Source organism: Clostridium sp. 'White wine YQ', assembly GCF_028728205.1.
Taxonomy (GTDB): domain Bacteria; phylum Bacillota; class Clostridia; order Clostridiales; family Clostridiaceae; genus Clostridium_T.
The window spans coordinates 2051265-2072333 of record NZ_JAQYUU010000001.1; the positions used below are offsets into that span (position 1 = coordinate 2051265).

The window sequence follows — 21069 nt, forward strand, 5'->3', positions numbered from 1 at the left end:
CCCACTTATTTACTTTGTCAATGTTTTTATTCATTTATTTAAAATATGCTTTTATGATAGTAAATGCTACTACTGCCCATACTGCTAAAGTTAATATGACTCCTAACATTCCAATTTTACTCTTTTTATCTATTTCTTTTTTTGCCTCTTCTCTACACTCTTCCATTATTTCTCTAGGTATTAATTTCAAAACCAAAGTAATTCCTAAAGGAATCAGTATAATATCATCTAAATAACCCAGTACAGGAATAAAGTCTGGAATTAAATCTATTGGGCTAACTGCATAAGCAACTATAATAATTGCTAAAATTTTTGCTATTAAAGGCACATCATTTCTCTTGTATGCAATAATAAGTGCAGTTACTTCTTTTTTCATTTTACTAGCTTCTGATTTAAGTTTATTTATTACTTTTCTCAATTACTTATCTCCTATTAACTATTCAAAGGCTAAACTTTTTATCATTCTATCGTATCCAATAGTAGTATTATAAAATATTTTTCTTGCATTCTCCACATAAATATTAGGCTCATTCATAGCTGGCGAGAAATGTGTTAGTAATAATTCTTTTACATTTCCTTCTTTCGCTAATGTAGCTGCTTCACTAAAAGTCATATGCTTATTTTTTATAGCCTTGGGTAAATCATCTTCATCTCCATAAGTCCCTTCACAAATGAAAAGTGCACTATTCTCTATAAACTTTTTTATTTCTTCTATTGGTCTTGTATCTGTAATTACACTAACTTTAATTCCATTCCTTTCTTCACCCATAACCATTTCTGGTAAATATATATTTCCCTCTTCCTCACATACATTTCCTTTTTGAAGAATGTTCCAAAAATGCTTAGGAACATTATTTTTCATGGCTTTCTCTACATCAAACTTTGCATTTCTTTTAATATAGAATTTGTACCCTAGACATGGTGCTGAATGGTCAAGTTCTATCGTCTCTATATTAATAGGATTATTTTTAAATAAATCAATTGTTTCTTTAGGATCCTCTATTATTTCTATTTCATAGGGTAAATATGGCACTATAACTCTTAACCCTGTAATTATTAGTTCTATTCCCTTAGGGCCAATTATTGTAAGTGGCTCTGTTCTTCCACTATTACCTATTGTAGCTAAAAGTCCAGGTAATCCAACTATATGATCTCCATGTCCATGTGTTATGCATATAACATCTACACTTTTAAATCCCCATCCTAATATTCTCATTGATACTTGAGTCCCTTCACCAACATCAACTAATATCTTTCTACCTGAATAATTAATTAATACGGCTGATAGAAATCTTGATGGCATAGGCATACCACCACCTGTTCCTAATAAAGCTAGTTCCACCATAAAACCACCTCCAATATTAATTGAAATTAAAACCCTATAATTATTATTTTACACCAAAAGAAAAATATAAATCAAAAAAGGAAGACTAATATCTAGCCTTCCTCTTAACCAACTATATTTAAAAATCTTTTCATTCTATCATTTTCAGTGTGATTAAATATTTCTCCTGGGGTGCCTTCTTGAATTATTATTCCTTCTTCCATAAAAACTACTTTATTTGCTACATCTCTAGCAAAATTCATATTATGAGTAACAACAATCATTGTCATACCTTCTTTAGCCAGTTCTTTAATTACTTTTAAGACTTCTGCTTCAAGCTCGGGGTCTAATGCTGAAGTCGGCTCATCAAAAAGTAATATTTTAGGATCCATGGCCATTGCTCTAGCTATTGCAACTCTTTGCTGCTGTCCTCCAGATAATTCATAAGGATAGCTGTTGGCCTTTTCCGCGAGTCCAACCTTTTCTAAAAGAATCTCAGCTTTCTTTTTTGCTTCTTCCTTACTTCTTTTTAGAACAGTAACTTGTCCTTCCATAATGTTATTAATAACTGTCATATGAGGGAATAAATTAAAGCCTTGAAATACCATTCCTGTTTGTTTACGCAATGAAATAATTTCTTTTTCAGTTAACTTTTTATTATTTGAAAATCCTAAAGTAACTTCTCCAAGAGTTATTTCTCCGTCATTAGGAATCTCAAGTAAATTCATACAACGAAGAAGTGTAGTTTTTCCTGAACCTGAAGGTCCTATTATTACAGTTGTTTCACCTTCATTTACCTGCAAATTAACGGATTTCAATATATGATTATTCCCAAATGCCTTATCTAAATTTTTAACATTAATCATTTTCTACCTCCATTATTTTGCAACAAATCTATCAAGTTTTGTTTCAAGTCTTTTTTGAATAGCTGAAAGTATAGTACAGAATATAAGGTATATTACTGCTGCTTCACTATAAAGCCATAATGGTTCATAAGTTGTTGCTGTAACTCTTTGAGCCACCTGAAACATTTCAGTTAAGGTAATCGTTGCTGCTAGTGAAGTGTCCTTTACTAAACTAATAAATGAATTAGAAAGTGGTGGAACTGAAACCCTAGCTGCCTGCGGTAAAATTATCCTTCTTATGGCTTGTGTTTTAGTCATTCCTATAGAGAATGCTGATTCCCATTGCCCCTTTGGAATTGATAATATTGCCGCTCTAATTACTTCTGAATTATAAGCTCCTACACTTAAAGTGAATGCTATAATTGCTGAAGGTAACGGATCAAGAGTTATTCCGGCATTTGGCAATCCATAAAATATTATAAATAATTGAACTAATAGTGGGGTTCCTCTAATAATCCACACATAAAATCTAGCTATGGCACTAAGTATTTTAATATTTGAAATTCTTGCTAGTGCAGTCAAAAGAGCAACAATTAAACCTAATGCAAAGGAAACAATAGTGACAGGTATGGTAAAAACCAAACCTGCCTTTAATATTGGCCAAAATGAATCTGTAAGAATCTGAATTATTCTAGCATCTAAGTTCATAATTATGCCTATTTAGATACATCTTCATTAAAGTACTTTTTAGATATTTCTAAGTAAGTACCATCACTCTTCATATCTGCTAAAGCTTTGTTTACTGCATCTACTAATTCTTTGTTTCCCTTGTTTATTAAAACTGCACTTTGATCAGCATCTTTATATTCTGCTGCTATTTTTACTTGAAGGTCTGGTTTTTGTTTCTTTAAGTCATAGTAAGATAAACTATCATTTATAGTAGCATCTACTCTACCTGAAGTTAATAAATCGATCGATTGATTAAATCCATCAGCTTCTACTATATCAGCTCCGCTTGCTTTAGCAAGTTTACCAAAGTTACTTGTTAATGTTTGAGCTGCTTTCTTACCTTTAAGGTCATCAAAAGATTTTATTGATGTATTATCACCCTTTACTATTAATAACGCTTTTGAAGTTACATATGGATCAGAAAAATCATATTTTTGTTTTCTTTCATCATTAATTCCAACTTCATTTACAACAATATCAAATCTTTTTGCATCAAGTCCTGCAAGCATTCCATCCCATTTTGTTTCAACGAATTCTGGCTTTACACCAATTCTTTTAGCAATTTCTTGAGCTATTTCAACATCAAATCCAGTAAGCTTACCTGTACTATCATGGAAAGTGTAAGGTGCATAAGTACCTTCTGTTCCTATTTTAATTACACCCTCTTTTTTAATAGTATCTAATAAGTTATTTGATTTCGCTTCATTGCTTTTTGATGAACAAGCAACTAAACCTACTGACGCGATTAATATAGTTCCAATTAATAAAGCTATTTTTTTCATACTTTTCTCCCCTATTCCTAATATTCATATAGATTTACTATGTTTTAATTTATAATACCATCTATACTTTTCTCTGTCAATTAGATTTTGTTAAAAAGTATTTATTTTCATAAAAACTAGTGATAATATAGAGTGACGAATTAAAACTATAGAAAAGGTGATTACATTGAATAATGATATATTAGATTTTAAAAACTACAGTATAAAAGATGAAATTTTAAAAGCCCTTAATGAGCTATCTTATATGCATCCATCAAAAGTACAGCAAGAGGTTATTCCACTAGCTTTAAAAAAACAAGACATCGTTGTTAAAGCGGAAACTGGTAGTGGTAAAACTGCTGCTTTCGCTATTCCTCTATGCAACTTAATTGATACAGAAATTAAAAATCCTAAAGCATTAGTTCTAACTCCTACAAGAGAGCTTGCTATTCAAGTAAAAGAAGATATTAGCAACATTGGTCGTTATAAAAAGATAAGAGCTTCAGCCATATTTGGAAAGCAACCCTTCACTACACAAATAAATGAACTTAAACAAAGAGTTCATATAGTTGTCGGAACTCCAGGTCGTATAATAGATCATATAAATAGAGGAACTTTAGTAACTGATGACATTTCGTTTTTAGTTCTAGATGAAGCTGATGAAATGCTTAATATGGGATTTTTAGAACAGGTTGAAGAGATTCTATCCTCACTTCCTAAAAACAGAATTAATATGCTATTTTCAGCTACAATGCCAGATAAAATTAAGGAAGTATATACTAAGTATATGAATAATCCTAAACTTATTGAAATTAAGCCAGAAGGATCAAAGATTGATAGAATTAATCAGGGCTATTATTTAGTAAAAGAAACTGATAAATTTTCTTTACTTGAAAAAGTTCTTCTTAAAGAAAACCCTGATAGTGCTATTTTATTTTGTGGCACTCAAGATAAAGTAAGCGAAGTCTATTCTAAATTAAAGAATAAAACATATCCAGTTAAAGAGCTTCATGGTGGTATGCTTCAAAAAGATAGAATTAAAACCTTAGAGGATTTTAAAGCTGGTAGTTATAGATTTTTGGTAGCTACAGACATCGCAGCTAGGGGAATAGATGTAGAGAAGATTTCTTTAGTAATAAATTATGATATTCCTATGGAAAAAGAAAAATATGTACATAGAATAGGTAGAACTGGAAGGGCGGGTAATACAGGAAGAGCTTTAACCTTTGTTACTCCATATGAAGATAGATTTTTAAAAGAACTTGAAGAATATATAAATTATGAAATTCCAAAGTTAACCCCACCTGCAAAAGAGGATTTCCTTCCTAATAAGGAATCCTTTAAATTAAAAAATGAAAGCTTTAAAAATATAACAACTAGAAATAAAAAAGAAGTTAAAGCTGGTATTACAAAAATCTACTTAAATGGAGGCAAAAAGAAAAAAATCCGTCCTGGAGACATAGTTGGCGCCTTATGTAAAATTCCTGATGTATCAATAGATGACATTGGAATAATTGATGTCCAAGAGAATGTTTCATATGTAGATATTTTAAATGGAAAAGGTTCTAAAGTTTTAAAGTCTCTTCAAACTTCCAAAATAAAAGGAAAAGATCTTAAAGCAGAAATAGCTAAATCATAAAATAAGCCATCCATATTATATGGATGGCTTTAACATTTCCTGTTTAACGTATATCTATTTTAGATTCAACCCCATTCCTTCTAAGTTCTTCAAAGATTGCTACCTTTAACTTTTTGACAATCTCATTTTTAATTTCATCCTCAACCTTTCCTTTTATTAATTCATTTGGAATAAAACCTGGTATTCCATGATTCATAGCTACTTCTTTAGGATTCTTAACATCTATTCCTATCGTTATTTTAATCATAAATAACCCCTTAAAATTACTACAATAATATTCTATGATTGCAATAGCTATGATATTATAACAAAAAGAGTTTTTGTTATAATAAAAAAGAGATGGTTTAATCCATCTCTTTTTCTACAAAACTTTATTTAAGAAATCTATAGTTCTTTGATTTTGAGGGTTGTTAAATACTTCTTCTGGCTTACCTTGTTCAACAATGTATCCACCATCCATGAATATTACTCTATCCCCTACTTCCCTAGCAAATCCCATTTCGTGAGTTACAACAACCATCGTCATTCCTTCATTTGCTAGTTCTTTCATTACATTTAAAACTTCACCAACCATTTCTGGATCTAATGCTGATGTAGGCTCATCAAACAACATTATTTTAGGATTCATAGCTAAAGCTCTAGCAATAGCTACTCTCTGTTGTTGTCCACCTGATAAACTTTGAGGGAAAACATGACTTTTTTCCTCTAACCCTACTTTTCTTAGCAATTCCATAGCCTTGCTTTCCGCCTCTTCTTTAGAAAGCTTATTTAGTTCAGTTGGCGCAAGTGTGATATTTTTCAACACATTAAGATGTGGAAATAAATTAAAAGATTGAAAAACCATCCCAATTTCTTCTCTTAATTTATTTATATCTACACCCTTTCCAGTAATTTCTTTGCTATTTATCATAACATGTCCTTCAGTTACTTCCTCTAGGGAGTTTAAGCATCTTAACAGAGTACTCTTACCTGATCCTGAAGGTCCTATCAAACATAGCACTTCTCCTTCATTCACTTCTAGATCAATGCCTTTAAGAACTTCTAATTTTCCATAGTGCTTCTTAAGCCCTTTGACTGTGATCATAGCTTAATCTCCTTTCAATTCTCTTTGAAATTATAGATATTGTAGTAATTATAATAAAGTACATAACTCCAACAATTAACCATATTTGAAAAGATTTAAAGTTTGAAGCTATTATAATTTGTCCACTTTGCGTTAATTCCCTTAATCCTATAACTGATAGTATAGAAGTATCTTTTAACGAAATAATGAACTGATTTATAATTGAAGGTATCATTGTTCTTATAGCTTGAGGTAAGATTACTTTTCTCATTGCTTTTCCGTAACTTAATCCTAAGCTTCTTGCGGCTTCCATTTGTCCTTTATGAACTGATTGTATACCTGCTCTAAATATTTCAGCCATATATGCACCTGCATTTAAGCTTAATGCAATAATACCTGCTAATACAGGGTCAATCCTAATACCCATAACACTTGGTATACCAAAATATATGAAAAATGCCTGAACTATTAGTGGAGTACCTCTAATAATATCTATATATATTACTGCTATTCTTTTAAGAATTTTATTACTTGATATGTTTAATAATCCAACCACCAAACCGATTATTGAAGCAAATACTAGAGAAAAAATTGTGATTTTTAATGTTACAAGTAATCCGCTTAATAAACTAGGAAAGCTATCTTGTAATAACGTCATAAATTCCATAGTTAGCCTCCTTTTCTGCTATTTTAAATATTTTGCTAATATTTTGTCATATTCTCCATTTTCTTTTAACTTCTTTAATCCAGCGTTAAATTTATCTAATAATTCTTTATTTTTGCCTTTATTTACAGCAAATCCATAAGAATTAAGATCTTGTTTGTCACCAACTACTTTTAGTGTAGGCTTATCTTTATCTAAAGAAATTTTATAAGCTATAACTGGATAATCTTCAAATAGTACATCAGAATTCTTATTAGCAACTTCTTGGTACATATTTGGTGAGTTATCGAAATATTTAATATTTAAACCGTACTTGTCCTTAAGTCCTTCTGCAAATTTTGCCCCTGCAGTACCTTTCTTTACAGCAACAGTTTTTCCTTTTAAATCATCTAGTGATTTTATTGAGTTATTATCAACGCCAACAGCCATTGAAACCCCTGATTCAAAATATGGTTCTGAGAAATCAACCGACTTCTTTCTTTCATCAGTTATACTCATACCTGCGATAGCTGCATCAATTTGATTTGAAGTTAAAGCTGGAATAATTCCGTTGAAATCCATTGGTTTTAATTCATAATCAAATCCTTGATCTTTTGCAATTGCAGCTAAAAGATCCACATCAATACCAGTGTATTTTCCATCTTGTTCAAATTCAAATGGTGCGAAAGTTACATCTGTAGATATGATATATTTCTTAGATGCAGTGTCATCATTTTTCTTTCCACATCCTGTAAAAATTGATGCTGCGATTGTTATCGCTGCAAGTATAGATAAAGTTTTCTTAATCATATTTTTTACCCCCTAAGATACTATTTTTTATCTTTCATAATATCCATTTTTGAAAGATGTGATATTATGAATTGCATAATATAAAAATTATACTTAATAAACTTCAAATAGTCAAACAATAAATATTAACAAATTCATAATTTTTATTCTTCTTGTAATTTGCCTATATTACTATCTTTAGGAAGATATACATAACTAAAGAAATTTAATAAATCTAGCTATTTGTAATTATTTGTAATTCATGAAATATGAAGGTTTTAAAATAATTATTGCATATATTGATATCAAAAATTCATTTTTTTATTTATACTCATGAAAAAATAATCCAACCTAATAACCTTTTTGAGGATTCTTAATTAATATAATTTTTTTAAAAATAAAAAAGCCATAGACATGTACCAAGATGATACTTTCTATAGCTTTTATTATTATTAATTAATTTTAAAGTTCTATTACGTCTACATTTTCTTTATAGCCAGTTATTTCTTGATAGAAACAAGCTTCAGTAGCTCTCATATATGGTATCAACCAAAGGAAACCTATACCACATGACAATACAGCAAGTATGCCCCAGCCTATAAAGCTAAGTTGCATTAGAAAGAACTTTATCTTCTTCCCTACCATAAGTTCAATGCTCATATTCAACGAATCCATTACATCAATTTCATCATTATCATTAAAAATATAAAATGCCATTGCATATCTTGATAAGAATATCTGTAATACTATTACCGAAGCCAATATTCCTAAATAAAGTAATACTACAGCTGCAACTGAAACATCATCATTTTTAATGACACTAATTACAAATAAAATTACAAATACAATTATCGGAAGTGCCAATAATAATCCCCATAAAAATCTAAATATATATAGGAGTAGGTTAATCAAAAAAGTTTTTAGATACTTCTTGAATCCACTGAATATATCCTCAATTCTAGGCTTTGAATCTCTAATTAAATTAAGATTAAATCTAGTTAACCCAAATCTAATTGCACCAGCAACTAGAAGTGATAAAATCATTATTAGCCCTGTATTTGATGCCTGAACTTGAAACATTCTACTAAAATCATAATTAAAATCGTAATTATAATTATAGTTATAATTATATCCTCTTTGCTCAAACTCATTTGCCATTTTCAATAATGAATTAGTTGTAAATGCTGAAACAATAAATGAAGGTAATGACATTATGATTCCGCCTAAGACAGTTGCACCTATAGCTAGGCCCCATTTGCCTTTTAATGATTTTAGTGCATTCTTTTTCAAGTATCTGATACTTATCTTTTTACTATTCTCCAAGTAATTGTCCTCCTTAATAAGTTATCATTGCTGTAATATTAATATTATTATAATTACCAACTCATTATACCTTATAAAAAGAATACTTTTCAATATATTACATTTATTCTAATAATTTAATTCAGAAGCGCTGTTTACCCAAATAGGCTTACTCTTCTGTAATATTTTTTTTATTAGTATATCTCTTGTTATAAATAAGAGCAAAAGAAAATCTTCACTTTCATTTCCAAAGGATTCTATTGCTTTTACTATTATCATATACTTTCTATTCGGTCTCAACTGCTTTTGTCTAAATTCAAAATATAAATTCCGAGTGGCAAGATAATAATCAGAAAAAACTCTAGTTTCCTTGACTAGAACTTCTTTCTCTACATCTATTACTTTAATAATATATGAATGAACAAAATCTTCGTGTCTGGCTTGAGTGAATTTAATATCAATCCAATTACATCCAATATTTCTGATTTCAATTGCACTAGTATTACCAAAGTACGGCCTTCTTCTATTTTTCTCTCTTTTTTCTGTATATTTAAACTTACTTTTTTCGCTTGGTTCATCAATTATCCATTTGTCTTTAAACATACACTTAGTGGAGAAATCTAGTATAGAAAATCTAACTTGATTATTTTCCACATTAACCATTATTCCTTGGGAAAACTCCTCTGCTAAACTGGGTATTCCTCCAAGGAGTCCTTCCCCCTCTAATTGAACATAACTTGTTGACCCTACTGAAACTGAAGTAAAATCCTGCTGGTGAATTGCTCTTTCATCATTAGTTGGGTGATGTGAATGTCCGGAGAATACAATTACTTGTGGATATTCCTCTATAATTTCATATAAATCTCCATTACCCCAACTTGAGCTACCATACACCGTACCCTTTATACTTTGATGAACAGTTAAAAAAATTGGTTTTTTAGGGTCACTTTCATGTGCAAGTTTCAGTTGTTCTGAAAGCCACCTCTTAAGTGAATCACCAAAAACTCCACAAATTCTTCTTCCTTCAGTGCTTATAGAAATAAAATGATATCCTTTAATTATCTTATGACTATGAATTTTTTCTCCAGTATTCTCATAAAATCTCTTTTGAGCTCCTTTTATATTTGTAAGGCCTAAATAATCATGATTTCCCATTACCAAGATTTTCTCTACAGTTTTATTAATATAAGTATCTATTATACTTCTAAAACCCTTATAGGCTCTCTTAGTTCCCATATTAGTAATATCTCCAGCAATAACTAAGGCATCAATATTTGTCTCCCTAGAGTTAATAAACATTAATGCATCCTTAAGTTTTTCATGTTCTCTAGAATTTAAACTTTTTATATGCGTATCACTTATAACTGCAAAAACTAAATTCATACCTTTCACTTCCTTAACTATCATTTTTCGTTTAAATATAAAAAAATACTTTAACTAAGATAATAGTAACCAAGAGATGTTAATCTTCTATTGTTCTAATGTTAAAGATTATTTAGGGACGGTTAACATTTTTATTCAAAATAAATGTTAACCGTCCCCAAGAATTTTAAATTTAAAATAGCAGATAATAAACATATATTTTTTCGTATTTGGAGGACTATATTATGGAAACAGTTAATATTCAAAGAAAAGAAATTGAAAAAATCTATGGGAAAGTCAGTCCGTTTGAATTTAAAGATAAACTAATTGCACTTGCTAATGGACCAAAGAAAAAAATTGCTCATACTTTATTAGATGCAGGAAGAGGAAATCCCAATTGGATATCATCTACTCCTAGGGAAGCATTCTTTACCTTTGGTAATTTTGCTATTGAAGAGTGTAAAAGAACTTGGCAAGATAACGATTTAGCTGGAATGGCACAAAAAAAAGGAATTGGTGAGCGTTTAAGAAAATATATAAATGAAAATAATAATCTTCCTGGGATTAAGCTTCTAGAAGGTATCATAGATTATGGAGCAAAGCGAGAAGGTTTTTCTGAGGATGATTGGATTTTTGAACTTACTGATGGAATAATTGGAGATAATTATCCTAGCCCTGATAGAATGCTCACTCATACTGAAAAAATCATACACGAATACCTAGTGCAGGAAATGTGCTACAATAAACCACCCGCTGGTAAATTTAAGATTTTTGGAGTAGAAGGAGCTACAGCAGCTATGTGTTATATCTTTGATTCATTAATCGCAAATGAATTACTATCTAGAGGAGATACTATAGCATTAATGGTTCCTATATTTACTCCATATTTAGAGATTCCTCTCCTCCCTAGGTATGATTTTAAAATTGAATACATAAAAGCAACTGCAACCACAAGGGATGGTACGCATACATGGCAATACCCTAAATCAGAACTAAATAAACTTTCAAATAAATCAATTAAAGCTTTATTTGTAGTTAATCCAAGTAATCCCCCATCCGTTGCTATTAATCCTGAATCAGTTAATTATATTAAAGAAATAGTAACAAGAGATAATCCTAACTTAATGATAATCTCTGATGATGTTTATGGAACATTCGTTGATAATTTCCGTTCCTTAATGGCGGATCTTCCTTATAATACAATAGGTGTTTATTCATTTTCTAAATACTTTGGAGTTACAGGTTGGCGCTTAGGCACAATTGCTCTACATGAAGATAATGTATTTGATAAATTAATAAAAGACTTACCTGAGGAACTTAAGAAGGAATTAAATATAAGATATAGTGCACTTTCTACAAATCCTTCTGACATTCCCTTTATAGATAGAATTGTTGCTGATAGCAGACAGGTAGCCCTTAATCATACCGCTGGACTTTCTACTCCTCAACAAGTTCAAATGGTTTTTTTCTGTATTTTTGCTTTATTAGATAAAGAAAATAGATATAAAAACTTAACTAAAAATATTTGTAGAAATAGACAAAAGCTTCTATTTAAGAGTCTTGGATTAGATCTTAGAGAAGATCCATATGATGCAGCATATTATACTGAATTTGATTTACTTGAGTGGGCTTCATATAATTATGGAAAAGGCTTTGCTAATTATTTAGAAAAAAATCATAAACCAGTTGATATACTCTTTAGACTTGCAGAAGAGTCCTCAATCGTTTTATTAAGCGGAAGTGGCTTCCAAGGACCAGAATGGTCCATACGTATTTCTTTAGCTAATCTAAGCGATGAGTCTTATTCCAAAATTGGTAAGGTACTTCACGATATTCTTGACGAATTAGCTTCAAACTGGAATTTAGATATAGATAATAATTAAATAAAAAAGATGGTTAACAACTATACTAATACTTGTTACCCATCTTTATTTTCTATTTATACTTATCCATTAACTCTTGAATTTTACAAAGTTCAATTGGTTTAGATATATAATAACCTTGAATATAATCGCATTTATTTTGAGTTAAATAATCATACTGTTCTTTTACTTCTACTCCTTCAGCGACAACCTTAAGGCCCATTTGATGTGCTAATTTAATAATTGTTCCCACAATACTTGAATCACCATCTCGATAATTCTTATTCTCGCTTATTTCGTCAATAAAGACTTTATCAATTTTTAGTACATCAAAATTCATATCCTTTAGGTAAGTTAAAGATGAATAACCCTTACCAAAGTCATCTAAATATATCTTTACTCCCATTTTTTTCAGTTCTTCAATTTTATAGATATTTGTATCTATTGATTCCATAAGTACTGACTCAGTTATTTCAATATGTATAGTTCTTGGATCAATGTTCTTCTCTAAGATTATTGATTTAAACATAGGTATAAAATCTTCTTGTAATAACTGAATTACAGATACATTTATTGAAACATCTATTTCATCATATCCCATAGAATGCATGGTTTTCAAAAAATCGCAAGCTTTCTCTATTACCCACCTACCTATTGGAACAATCAATCCTGTTTTTTCAGCCAGCGGTATAAACTTCAATGGTGAAATAAATCCTGCACTTGGGCTATTCCACCTAATTAATGCTTCAAACCCTTGAATTTTATCATTACTCAAACAAAATTTAGGTTGAAAATTTAAAGTAAACTCCTTGTTTACTAGAGCCTGTCTCATCAAATTCTCTAAAACTACCATCTCAGTAATATCGTCATTCATCCACTGTTCAAAAAACACAAATTTTCTTTTGCCGTACTCTTTAGCTTTATACATTGCAGTATCTGCATTCTTAAGTAAATATTCAAAATTATCCCCATCTGTCGGATACAATGCAATTCCAAAACTAGCTGATGTAGAAATAGAACCTTCATCAATTAATATCTTTTTATTAAATCTATTTATTATTTCATCCAACATATTCTCAACATAACTATTATCTTTTATGTCAGTTAATAAAATTAAGAATTCGTCTCCTCCAAGTCTTCCTACTATACCTTTTTCATTGATAATATTTTTTAAGATATTTGCCACTTGAATAATGAGTTCATCTCCTAAGGTGTGTCCAAAGGAATCATTAATATTTTTAAAATTATCTAAATCCATAAATATTAATGCACTTTTATTTTTTGTATCCTTTATCTTATTAGCCACTTGAATTTCAAAATTGCTTCTATTCACTAATCCTGTCAAACTATCATAATAAGCCATTCGTCTAATCTGCTCTTCTTGAACTTTTTTGTCATGAATATCAGAATGCGATCCAGCAATTCTATATGTAACGCCATTAGCATCCTTAACACCTTTTCCACGTCCATGAATCCATTTATAATTTCCTTCATTATCCATAATCCTAAAATCATTAGCAAATACTTCACATGAGCCATTGGTAATATCCTCAATACACTTCTTTGCCGTTTCATAATCCTCTGGGTGTATTAATTTGTACCAATCTTCCATATCCTTTACCTTTTCTTTTGGTATTCCAAAAATCTCATACCATCTATCTGAAAAAAATCTTTCATTCGTCTTTAAATCTATTTCCCACAATCCATCATTACTAGTTTCAAAAACAAGTCTATACATTTCCTCGGTTTTCTCAATAATTTCTTTATTTTCTTCCAATTCAATATACTGAGCTCTAAGTTCTTCATCAGATGTTGCTAATTCTTCATACAAGTCAGATAATTCTTGATTACTTTGAATAAGTTCCTTTTCAGCCTTCCTTCTGCTTAATATATTAATTATTAGAAATGTAATCAACATTAGGAGTAATAAAATTACTGCTAATACGTTCCATACCAAAGTCTTATAACTTTCATAAAATGAAAAAGGTTTATTAATAATTGTACTATTTTCTGGCAGTTGTCCACCTGAAATTTTATATTTTTGCATAACACTATAATCAAAAATATTTTTAGAATCTACCTTATCGTAAATCGGTATTTCATTTGTGGACTTTCCTTTTAAAATATCCAACACCATTAAAGCAGCTCTACTTCCATGGTCTTCCCCATTAAGCAAACTCCCCCCTATTGTTCCGTAACCTTTTGTCATTCCATAAACTTGAAAAAGTGGCTTGTCCAAGATATTGCTTATTTTTCTTGCCATATCTTCTATTTGAACGGTTTTTCCAGTTACGTCCCTAGAAAATGTGGTCATTATAAATACGCTATTATCAATATTCTTAGGCAAATCTTCCTCAAGATTACTTATCCTTATTTTATCTAATGAAATAACCTCTAAATTTTTATTTAGCTCCTTAACTGACTGATTTATTTCACTTACTGATGAAAGACCACTTTCTGTATCATCATTAATGACATATATCTTCTTTGTTTCTGGATAAATCTTAAGCGCAGCGCTTAAGGTTCCTTTAGTATCTATCTTCTCTAAAACACCAGTTATATTATTATAGCTCCTTAGTAACGAATTTGCTGAATACCCATATACTCCACAAAATACTATAGGGACATTTCCTGTAATCTCATCTCTGTTCTTTAATGCAAATTCTAATGCTGCATCGTCAGTTGTAATAATTAGATCTATCTTTTTATTTGAGTATTTATATTTTAATTGATTCTTAAAATTTTCAATATTCTCATCATATGGATAGTTCTTCCAGTCCATATACTCAACATTAGTTTTAATATTCATGTTTGAATTATTTAGTGTTTTAAAAATTCCCGAAGTTTCTTCTTTAGTCCATGTAAATGCACTGTCATATGAATTAATTAGTAAGACATTATATTCTCTTTCAGCTGCATATGTTTTGTTATGAAAATAAGTGGAATTAAGTAGTAAAAAAGCCGCAAAGAAAATACATATGTAAACCTTTAAAAAATTTCTTTTTTTATTTCCCCTTACTACGTTTCTCAAATTTATATCACCCCTAATTTTCATAAAATCATATAGTGTTTTAAGTTCAACTAATAACTTATTGTGCCTGATATCAAACAAGAATAAGTTAAGTTTCCTATAAAAAACCCTATATATGTATATAATTAATTATATTATAGGTGATTTTCTTTGTCTATTTTTATTAAAAATAATTATTATTTAGTAGTTACTCACCAGTTTTTCCCTAATTCCATCTACACAGTTTAGTTTGAAGAACATCTATTAGAATAAATAATAAGCATCCAATTAAACTTATTATCATTATTCCTGCATACATTGATATATAGTCTATTCTTGTCCATGCATCAAGTATATAATAGCCTATTCCGTAATGAGTTCCATATGCTTCGGAAAAGAATAATACTGAAAGTGCAGTTCCTACTGATAACCTTAGATTTGTAAATAGATCTGGTAATATAGCTGGAAGTGTAACATGCATCAAAATTTGAAGCTTTGACGCTCCTAGACTTCTTAATGGTACATATATTTCCTGGGAAATCTTTGTTATAGAATCTCTAACTGTCACAATTACTTGAAACACAACAATTAAAACTATAAGTACTATTTTTGATGAATCTCCTAAACCAAGCAAAAGCATTACTACTGGCAATAAGGCTGTTTTAGGAATTGGATAAGAAAAATATACTAGTGGATTCAATAACCTATTCCACTTCTTTGAATATGACATAATTATTCCCACAGGTATTCCTATTAGCAAGGAGATTCCAAGTCCAAATAAAATTCTATACAAACTCATAGATATATGTTTAAAAAAGTCTTGGTCATAAAGGTTTCCTATATTCTTATATACATCCACTGGATTAGGTAAAACTTGCATATTTATTATTAATGACATAACATACCATAGTATATTAAACATTATGAAACCTTTAATGAATGTTATTAGTTTATTCATCACTATTTACCCTCCACCCATTTTTTATGATGCTTCTTATATAAGTAGATAATTTGTAGTATTCCTCTTTTTCTCTTATATCCTTTTGATTAAATAGTGGGTTATTTATTATTTCAACAACTTTTCCAGGCCCTTCAGACATAATTAGTATCTTATTACCAATTGCTATAGCCTCATCAATATTATGAGTAACAAATATGGTAATAGGTTTATATTCTTCCCATACCTCTAAGAACAAACTTTGAGCTTCTTCTCTAGTCAATGCATCTAATGCTGAAAAAGGCTCATCCATTAATAGAAGATCCGGATTCATAATTAATGCTCTAGCAATAGCTACTCTTTGTTTTTGTCCTCCACTTAATTCTTTAGGATATCTATGTTTTAAATCCAATATATTAAGTCTAGTTAATACAGAAGTAATCTTTGTATTTAATTCTGCTTTTTCTCCTTTTATCTTAAGAGATAATAGGCAATTCTTTTCAACAGTTTTCCACGGTAAAAGCCCGTAACTTTGAGGTATAAATCCAATTGAATGCTTTTTAGGACTTAATAATTTCCCATCTAAAAAAACCTCTCCTGTATGTCCATTAATTACACCGCTTAAGACATGAAGCAAAGTTGATTTTCCACAACCTGAAGGTCCAATTACTGCGTAAATGTCCTTTGAGTCGATTTTTAGGTTAATAGGTCCAAGGGCTGGGAAATCATTCCCAGCCTTATCTCTTGAACTATATTTAAAAGATACATCTTTAATTTCTAACATACTACACCTCCAGAGTAACTCTCTAAGAGCTTCATATCATTTTTATTTGATTCCTACATCACTTACTAAATCACTTGGCTTTAAACTCTTTTTACTTAATCCTTTATCTTCTACCCATTTAATTACTGTTTCTAAATCTTTATTATCTGGTAGAACATTTTCTCTATACTTTGGTAAAACTATTTTTCCTGCCATTTCTTTTGGATATCCAACAGTATCTATAACTGTTTTTTCATATTCACTAATTGGTGTTGAATTTATATATTTAACCGCATCATTATATGCTTTATAGAAATTTTTAATTTCTTTTGACTTGCTATCAATAGCTTTTTGTGTAAAGGCTGAAACTGATGAGAATATATTTGCATCAACAGCACTTCCAAGTTTCACTCCTCCGTCGTTTAATGCTAATGATGAAAATGGTTCAGGAAGAAGCGCTGCATCAATTTTACCTTCTTTAAGCATTTCGTATCTTGTTGGAATTGCAGGTACTGCAGTTTTATTTACAGAGCTAATATCTATAGAATTTTTCTCAAGTAGCTTGTCTAAAGTATATTCCATACATGTCTTTTCAGATATTGCTACACTTTTACCTTTTAAATCTACATAAGATTTAATATTTGATTTAGCTCCAGCAATTAAAACAAAATTACCATCAGTTACTCCAGTTATTTTAACATCAAAATTTGCATTTTGATAAAGATTAACTGCAACTTCATCACAAATAACTCCATCTAATGTACCAGCTTGTAATGCTGCATCTCTATCTTTAGAATTCTTAAATACTTGAATATCAACATTTACGCCTTCTTTTTTATAATATTCTTTTTCCTTTGAAATAAACATAGGTACTGCATCTATAGAACTCATAACTCCAATTGTTAATGTTGTTTTGTCTTCTTCTTTTTCTTTTTTATTGCATGAAATTAGTGTTGCACCCATTAATGTAGTTACAAGTGCAAGTCCTATTATTTTTTTTAATCTTAACATTCTAATTCCCCCATTTTTTAAATAGATCATTTTCAATTGAAAGATAATCTAATATTTTACCTATAACAAAATTCACTAAATCCTCAAGAGTTTCAGGTTTATGATAAAATCCTGGCATTGCTGGAAGGATTGTAGCTCCCATTTTTGAAAGCTTTAACATATTCTCTAGATGAATAGTATTAAATGGCGTTTCCCTCGGTACAATTATTAAATTTCTTCTTTCTTTTAGAGCAACATCAGCTGCTCTAGCTATTAAGTTCTTAGATATTCCATTACTAATTTCACCTAATGTTCCCATTGAGCAAGGTATTATTATAACTCCATCCAACTTATATGATCCACTTGCTACATTTGAAAACATATTATCGATATCTTCTAATTGTATATTCTTATATTTTTCTTTCAAAGAATATACCCAAGTTTCTAAATTAATAGAAGTTTCGTATTCCATAACTTTTTTTCCATTATCTGATGCTACTATGTAAACAAAAATATCCTTTTGAAGTAATTCCTCAATAAGTCTTTTGGCATATAAGCTTCCACTAGCACCTGTTATTCCTATTAGTACTTTCTTCATTTATATTCCTCCAAATTCCTTAAATAAAGAAATCTATCAAACCAAATATTAATAATACTATACTAACTATTTGATTAATTCCATATGATGCTATTGTAACTTGAGATAAATTATCTGGTGAAATAATTTTATGCTCTACAATGAAAAGAACTCCAATAATAGCTAATCCAACAAAATAAATAATTCCTAGGCTTGAGCTTAATAACCCAACAACAACTAAGAATACCATTGCTAAAACATGAAAAAATGATGATATTACAAGCGAATTTTTCACACCAAATCTTGCAGGTATTGAATTTATTCCATTATTAGTATCAAACTCATAGTCTTGAGCTCCATAAATTATATCAAATCCAGCCACCCATAGAGTATTAGCAGCACCCATAAATAAAGGCAGTAAAGAAATACTTCCTGTAACTGCTATCCATGCACCAACTGGAGCTGCTGCACAGGTAACCCCTAACACTAAATGACACATCCATGTAAATCTCTTAGTGTAGGAATATATTGTCATTAAAAATAGGGCTATTGGAGAAAGTATTAGACATAATAAATTTAACTGTGCTGCTGCAAAAACCATAACTAAAAAACAAATAATCGAAAATATTATTACTTCTCCTTTATTCATTTTTCCTTGCGGAATTTGCCTTACTGACGTTCTTGGATTTTTTTTATCTATTTCTGCATCTATTACTCTATTAATTGCATTTGCCCCTGTTCTTGCGCCTAAAAATGCAACAAGTATCCATATCAGTTTATTAATTGGAGGCATCCCATTCCCAGCAAGTAACATTGAAATCAATGCAAAGGAAAGAGAAAATATTGTATGTGAAAACATGACTAAAACACCATAATCATGTGCTTTCTTAATCACTTTATTAAAAACCATATTCTTTCCACCTTCTAGTCACAAGTTCTTTAACTTCATCATTCATTTCTATATCATCTGGCCATTCTCTTGCATGCCCCTCACTCTTCCACTTTTTAGTTGCATCTATACCCATTCTATATCCGTAATGCGGCAAGTCTGATGCATGATCTAAAGCATCAAGTGGTCCTTCGGATATTACTACATCTCTTTTTGCATCAATATTATTAAATACCTTCCAAGCTACAGTAGAGATATCATGAGGACTTACATTTTCATCCACTACAATTATCATTTTTGTATACATCATTTGCCCAATTCCCCACAAAGAATTCATTATTTTCTTTGCATGTCCAGGATATCTTTTCTTTATAGAAACAATTACACAATTATGAAATACTCCCTCTAGTGGGAAACTAAAATCTATAATTTCAGGATATTGCATTTTTAATAGTGGTAAGAATATTCTCTCTGTTGCTTTTCCCATATAACAATCTTCCATAGGAGGTTTTCCAACAATGGTAGCCGGATAAATAGCCTTTTTCTTGTGTGTTATGCATGTTACATGGAAAACTGGATAATAATCTGCTAGAGAATAATAGCCTGTATGGTCTCCAAAAGGACCTTCTAATCTAAGCTCTTCATTTACATCAACATAGCCTTCTATTACAAACTCAGCATCAGCTGGTACATAAATATCATTAGTAATAGATTTAACTAATTTTACTGGAGACTTTCTTAAAAATCCTGCAAACATCATTTCATCTATCATCTTTGGTAATGGCGCCGTAGCTGAGTAAGTTATAGCAGGGTCACAACCTAATGCTACTGACACTGGCATCTTGCCACCTTTTAATTTGTATTTTTCATATATTTCTCTTCCATCCTTGTGTAGGTGCCAATGCATCCCAGTAGTATTTTTATCAAAAACTTGAAGTCTATACATCCCAACATTTTGTGTCTCAGTTTCAGGATCTTTGGTAAATACTAATGGTAATGTTACAAATCTTCCTGCATCTTGTGGCCAGCAATGTAATATTGGCAATGTACTTAAATCTGGATCCATTTCTATTACCTCTTGGCAGGCACCTTTAGTAGGTAATTTTATAGGAAATACTGTTGCTAATCTTGTAAGTCTTGGTAGTGACTTAAATTTATTCATAAGCCCTAAGTAATTTGTCATATCAATAAATTCAGATATATCATTACCTATATCATCTAGTTTATCAACACCTAGTGACATAGCCATTCTCTCGTAAGTACCCATTGCATTAATTAATACTGGATATTTTGAATTTTTAACATTCTCAAATAACAGTGCTGGTCCATATTCTTTAGATACTCTATCAGCTATTTCTGTTATTTCTAAATAAGAATCTACTTCTGTGGATATTCTTTTTAGTTCATTATTATTTTCTAGGTGATTCACAAAATTATGTAAATCTTTGTACGCCATAATTCCACTCCCTCATATGTCAAAATTTAAATCTACAAAAGATTATAACACTATTTTTTTGAAAATTATAGCACAACTCTATTATTTATATTGGTTTTGTATAATTTTAGAAATTTCTTTGTCGTAAT

20 protein-coding genes are annotated in these 21069 nt (G+C 30.1%); 2 read left to right on the forward strand and 18 right to left on the reverse strand.

All coding sequences use genetic code 11. The features are described from left to right. Positions 1-34: 34 nt before the first annotated feature. From PTZ02_RS10315 to PTZ02_RS10335, 5 genes are all read right to left on the reverse strand, one after another. Positions 35-418, reverse strand: a complete 384-nt coding sequence (locus tag PTZ02_RS10315; RefSeq protein ID WP_274227697.1) for a YkvA family protein — start codon at positions 416-418, stop codon at positions 35-37. Between the two features lie 18 nt (positions 419-436). Then, complete coding sequence (locus tag PTZ02_RS10320) at positions 437-1345, reverse strand: ribonuclease Z (protein ID WP_274227698.1); 909 nt, start codon at positions 1343-1345, stop codon at positions 437-439. 104 nt (positions 1346-1449) lie between these two features. After that, a complete protein-coding gene (locus tag PTZ02_RS10325) occupies positions 1450-2190 on the reverse strand; it encodes an amino acid ABC transporter ATP-binding protein (RefSeq protein ID WP_274227699.1) in 741 nt (246 codons plus the stop codon). A gap of 12 nt (positions 2191-2202) precedes the next feature. Beyond that, the gene (locus PTZ02_RS10330) at positions 2203-2877 is read right to left on the reverse strand and encodes an amino acid ABC transporter permease (protein ID WP_274227700.1); all 675 of its coding nucleotides are present in this window, start codon (positions 2875-2877) and stop codon (positions 2203-2205) included. 8 nt (positions 2878-2885) lie between these two features. After that, positions 2886-3680, reverse strand: a complete 795-nt coding sequence (locus PTZ02_RS10335; protein ID WP_274227701.1) for an amino acid ABC transporter substrate-binding protein — start codon at positions 3678-3680, stop codon at positions 2886-2888. A 166-nt stretch (positions 3681-3846) separates the two neighbouring features. Here PTZ02_RS10335 and PTZ02_RS10340 point away from each other — a divergent pair, with 166 nt between their 5' ends. Further along, positions 3847-5298 (forward strand): DEAD/DEAH box helicase, encoded by a 1452-nt coding sequence (locus PTZ02_RS10340; RefSeq protein ID WP_274227702.1) that lies wholly within the window; start codon positions 3847-3849, stop codon positions 5296-5298. 43 nt (positions 5299-5341) lie between these two features. Here PTZ02_RS10340 and PTZ02_RS10345 read toward each other — a convergent pair whose 3' ends face one another. From PTZ02_RS10345 to PTZ02_RS10370, 6 genes are all read right to left on the reverse strand, one after another. Continuing rightward, positions 5342-5545, reverse strand: a complete 204-nt coding sequence (locus tag PTZ02_RS10345) for a hypothetical protein (protein WP_202768245.1) — start codon at positions 5543-5545, stop codon at positions 5342-5344. A gap of 114 nt (positions 5546-5659) precedes the next feature. After that, the gene (locus tag PTZ02_RS10350; RefSeq protein ID WP_274227703.1) at positions 5660-6382 is read right to left on the reverse strand and encodes an amino acid ABC transporter ATP-binding protein; all 723 of its coding nucleotides are present in this window, start codon (positions 6380-6382) and stop codon (positions 5660-5662) included. After that, positions 6360-7028 (reverse strand): amino acid ABC transporter permease, encoded by a 669-nt coding sequence (locus PTZ02_RS10355; RefSeq protein ID WP_274227704.1) that lies wholly within the window; start codon positions 7026-7028, stop codon positions 6360-6362. Before PTZ02_RS10355 ends, PTZ02_RS10350 begins: the two co-directional genes overlap by 23 nt. A gap of 18 nt (positions 7029-7046) precedes the next feature. After that, on the reverse strand, positions 7047-7814 hold the full coding sequence (locus PTZ02_RS10360) for a transporter substrate-binding domain-containing protein (protein WP_274227705.1): 768 nt from the start codon (positions 7812-7814) through the stop codon (positions 7047-7049). 441 nt (positions 7815-8255) lie between these two features. After that, positions 8256-9116, reverse strand: a complete 861-nt coding sequence (locus PTZ02_RS10365) for a DUF975 family protein (protein ID WP_274227706.1) — start codon at positions 9114-9116, stop codon at positions 8256-8258. Between the two features lie 108 nt (positions 9117-9224). Beyond that, complete coding sequence (locus tag PTZ02_RS10370) at positions 9225-10478, reverse strand: metallophosphoesterase family protein (RefSeq protein ID WP_274227707.1); 1254 nt, start codon at positions 10476-10478, stop codon at positions 9225-9227. A gap of 224 nt (positions 10479-10702) precedes the next feature. On the opposite strand from PTZ02_RS10370, the gene aspD reads away from it, so the two are divergent. Continuing rightward, the gene (aspD, locus tag PTZ02_RS10375) at positions 10703-12340 is read left to right on the forward strand and encodes an aspartate 4-decarboxylase (RefSeq protein WP_274227708.1); all 1638 of its coding nucleotides are present in this window, start codon (positions 10703-10705) and stop codon (positions 12338-12340) included. Between the two features lie 52 nt (positions 12341-12392). Here aspD and PTZ02_RS10380 read toward each other — a convergent pair whose 3' ends face one another. The 7 genes from PTZ02_RS10380 to PTZ02_RS10410 form a co-directional block, all read right to left on the reverse strand. Continuing rightward, complete coding sequence (locus PTZ02_RS10380; RefSeq protein WP_274227709.1) at positions 12393-15350, reverse strand: ABC transporter substrate binding protein; 2958 nt, start codon at positions 15348-15350, stop codon at positions 12393-12395. 205 nt (positions 15351-15555) lie between these two features. Then, positions 15556-16287 carry an ABC transporter permease gene (locus PTZ02_RS10385; RefSeq protein WP_274228092.1) on the reverse strand — a complete coding sequence of 244 codons (732 nt, stop codon included), beginning with the start codon at positions 16285-16287 and terminating at the stop codon, positions 15556-15558. Continuing rightward, positions 16280-17050, reverse strand: coding sequence for an ABC transporter ATP-binding protein (locus PTZ02_RS10390; RefSeq protein WP_274227710.1), 771 nt, complete (start codon positions 17048-17050; stop codon positions 16280-16282). Before PTZ02_RS10390 ends, PTZ02_RS10385 begins: the two co-directional genes overlap by 8 nt. Before the next feature lie 42 nt (positions 17051-17092). Continuing rightward, positions 17093-18040 (reverse strand): ABC transporter substrate-binding protein, encoded by a 948-nt coding sequence (locus PTZ02_RS10395; protein WP_274227711.1) that lies wholly within the window; start codon positions 18038-18040, stop codon positions 17093-17095. Position 18041: 1 nt separating this feature from the next. Next, positions 18042-18617, reverse strand: coding sequence for a UbiX family flavin prenyltransferase (locus tag PTZ02_RS10400; RefSeq protein ID WP_274227712.1), 576 nt, complete (start codon positions 18615-18617; stop codon positions 18042-18044). Between the two features lie 19 nt (positions 18618-18636). Then, a complete protein-coding gene (locus tag PTZ02_RS10405; protein WP_274227713.1) occupies positions 18637-19506 on the reverse strand; it encodes a UbiA-like polyprenyltransferase in 870 nt (289 codons plus the stop codon). Further along, complete coding sequence (locus PTZ02_RS10410) at positions 19496-20941, reverse strand: menaquinone biosynthesis decarboxylase (protein ID WP_274227714.1); 1446 nt, start codon at positions 20939-20941, stop codon at positions 19496-19498. The genes PTZ02_RS10405 and PTZ02_RS10410 overlap by 11 nt, the downstream gene beginning before the upstream one ends. Positions 20942-21069: the final 128 nt, after the last annotated feature.

Coding starts and splice junctions, on each gene's coding strand:
- PTZ02_RS10320 (WP_274227698.1), bottom strand. CDS start 1,345: ATGGTGGAACTAGCTTTATTAGGAACAGGTGGTGGTATGCCTATGCCA.
- PTZ02_RS10325 (WP_274227699.1), bottom strand. CDS start 2,190: ATGATTAATGTTAAAAATTTAGATAAGGCATTTGGGAATAATCATATA.
- PTZ02_RS10330 (WP_274227700.1), bottom strand. CDS start 2,877: ATGAACTTAGATGCTAGAATAATTCAGATTCTTACAGATTCATTTTGG.
- PTZ02_RS10335 (WP_274227701.1), bottom strand. CDS start 3,680: ATGAAAAAAATAGCTTTATTAATTGGAACTATATTAATCGCGTCAGTA.
- PTZ02_RS10345 (WP_202768245.1), bottom strand. CDS start 5,545: ATGATTAAAATAACGATAGGAATAGATGTTAAGAATCCTAAAGAAGTA.
- PTZ02_RS10350 (WP_274227703.1), bottom strand. CDS start 6,382: ATGATCACAGTCAAAGGGCTTAAGAAGCACTATGGAAAATTAGAAGTT.
- PTZ02_RS10355 (WP_274227704.1), bottom strand. CDS start 7,028: ATGGAATTTATGACGTTATTACAAGATAGCTTTCCTAGTTTATTAAGC.
- PTZ02_RS10360 (WP_274227705.1), bottom strand. CDS start 7,814: ATGATTAAGAAAACTTTATCTATACTTGCAGCGATAACAATCGCAGCA.
- PTZ02_RS10370 (WP_274227707.1), bottom strand. CDS start 10,478: ATGAATTTAGTTTTTGCAGTTATAAGTGATACGCATATAAAAAGTTTA.
- aspD (WP_274227708.1), top strand. CDS start 10,703: ATGGAAACAGTTAATATTCAAAGAAAAGAAATTGAAAAAATCTATGGG.
- PTZ02_RS10385 (WP_274228092.1), bottom strand. CDS start 16,287: ATGAATAAACTAATAACATTCATTAAAGGTTTCATAATGTTTAATATA.
- PTZ02_RS10390 (WP_274227710.1), bottom strand. CDS start 17,050: ATGTTAGAAATTAAAGATGTATCTTTTAAATATAGTTCAAGAGATAAG.
- PTZ02_RS10395 (WP_274227711.1), bottom strand. CDS start 18,040: ATGTTAAGATTAAAAAAAATAATAGGACTTGCACTTGTAACTACATTA.
- PTZ02_RS10400 (WP_274227712.1), bottom strand. CDS start 18,617: ATGAAGAAAGTACTAATAGGAATAACAGGTGCTAGTGGAAGCTTATAT.
- PTZ02_RS10405 (WP_274227713.1), bottom strand. CDS start 19,506: ATGGTTTTTAATAAAGTGATTAAGAAAGCACATGATTATGGTGTTTTA.
- PTZ02_RS10410 (WP_274227714.1), bottom strand. CDS start 20,941: ATGGCGTACAAAGATTTACATAATTTTGTGAATCACCTAGAAAATAAT.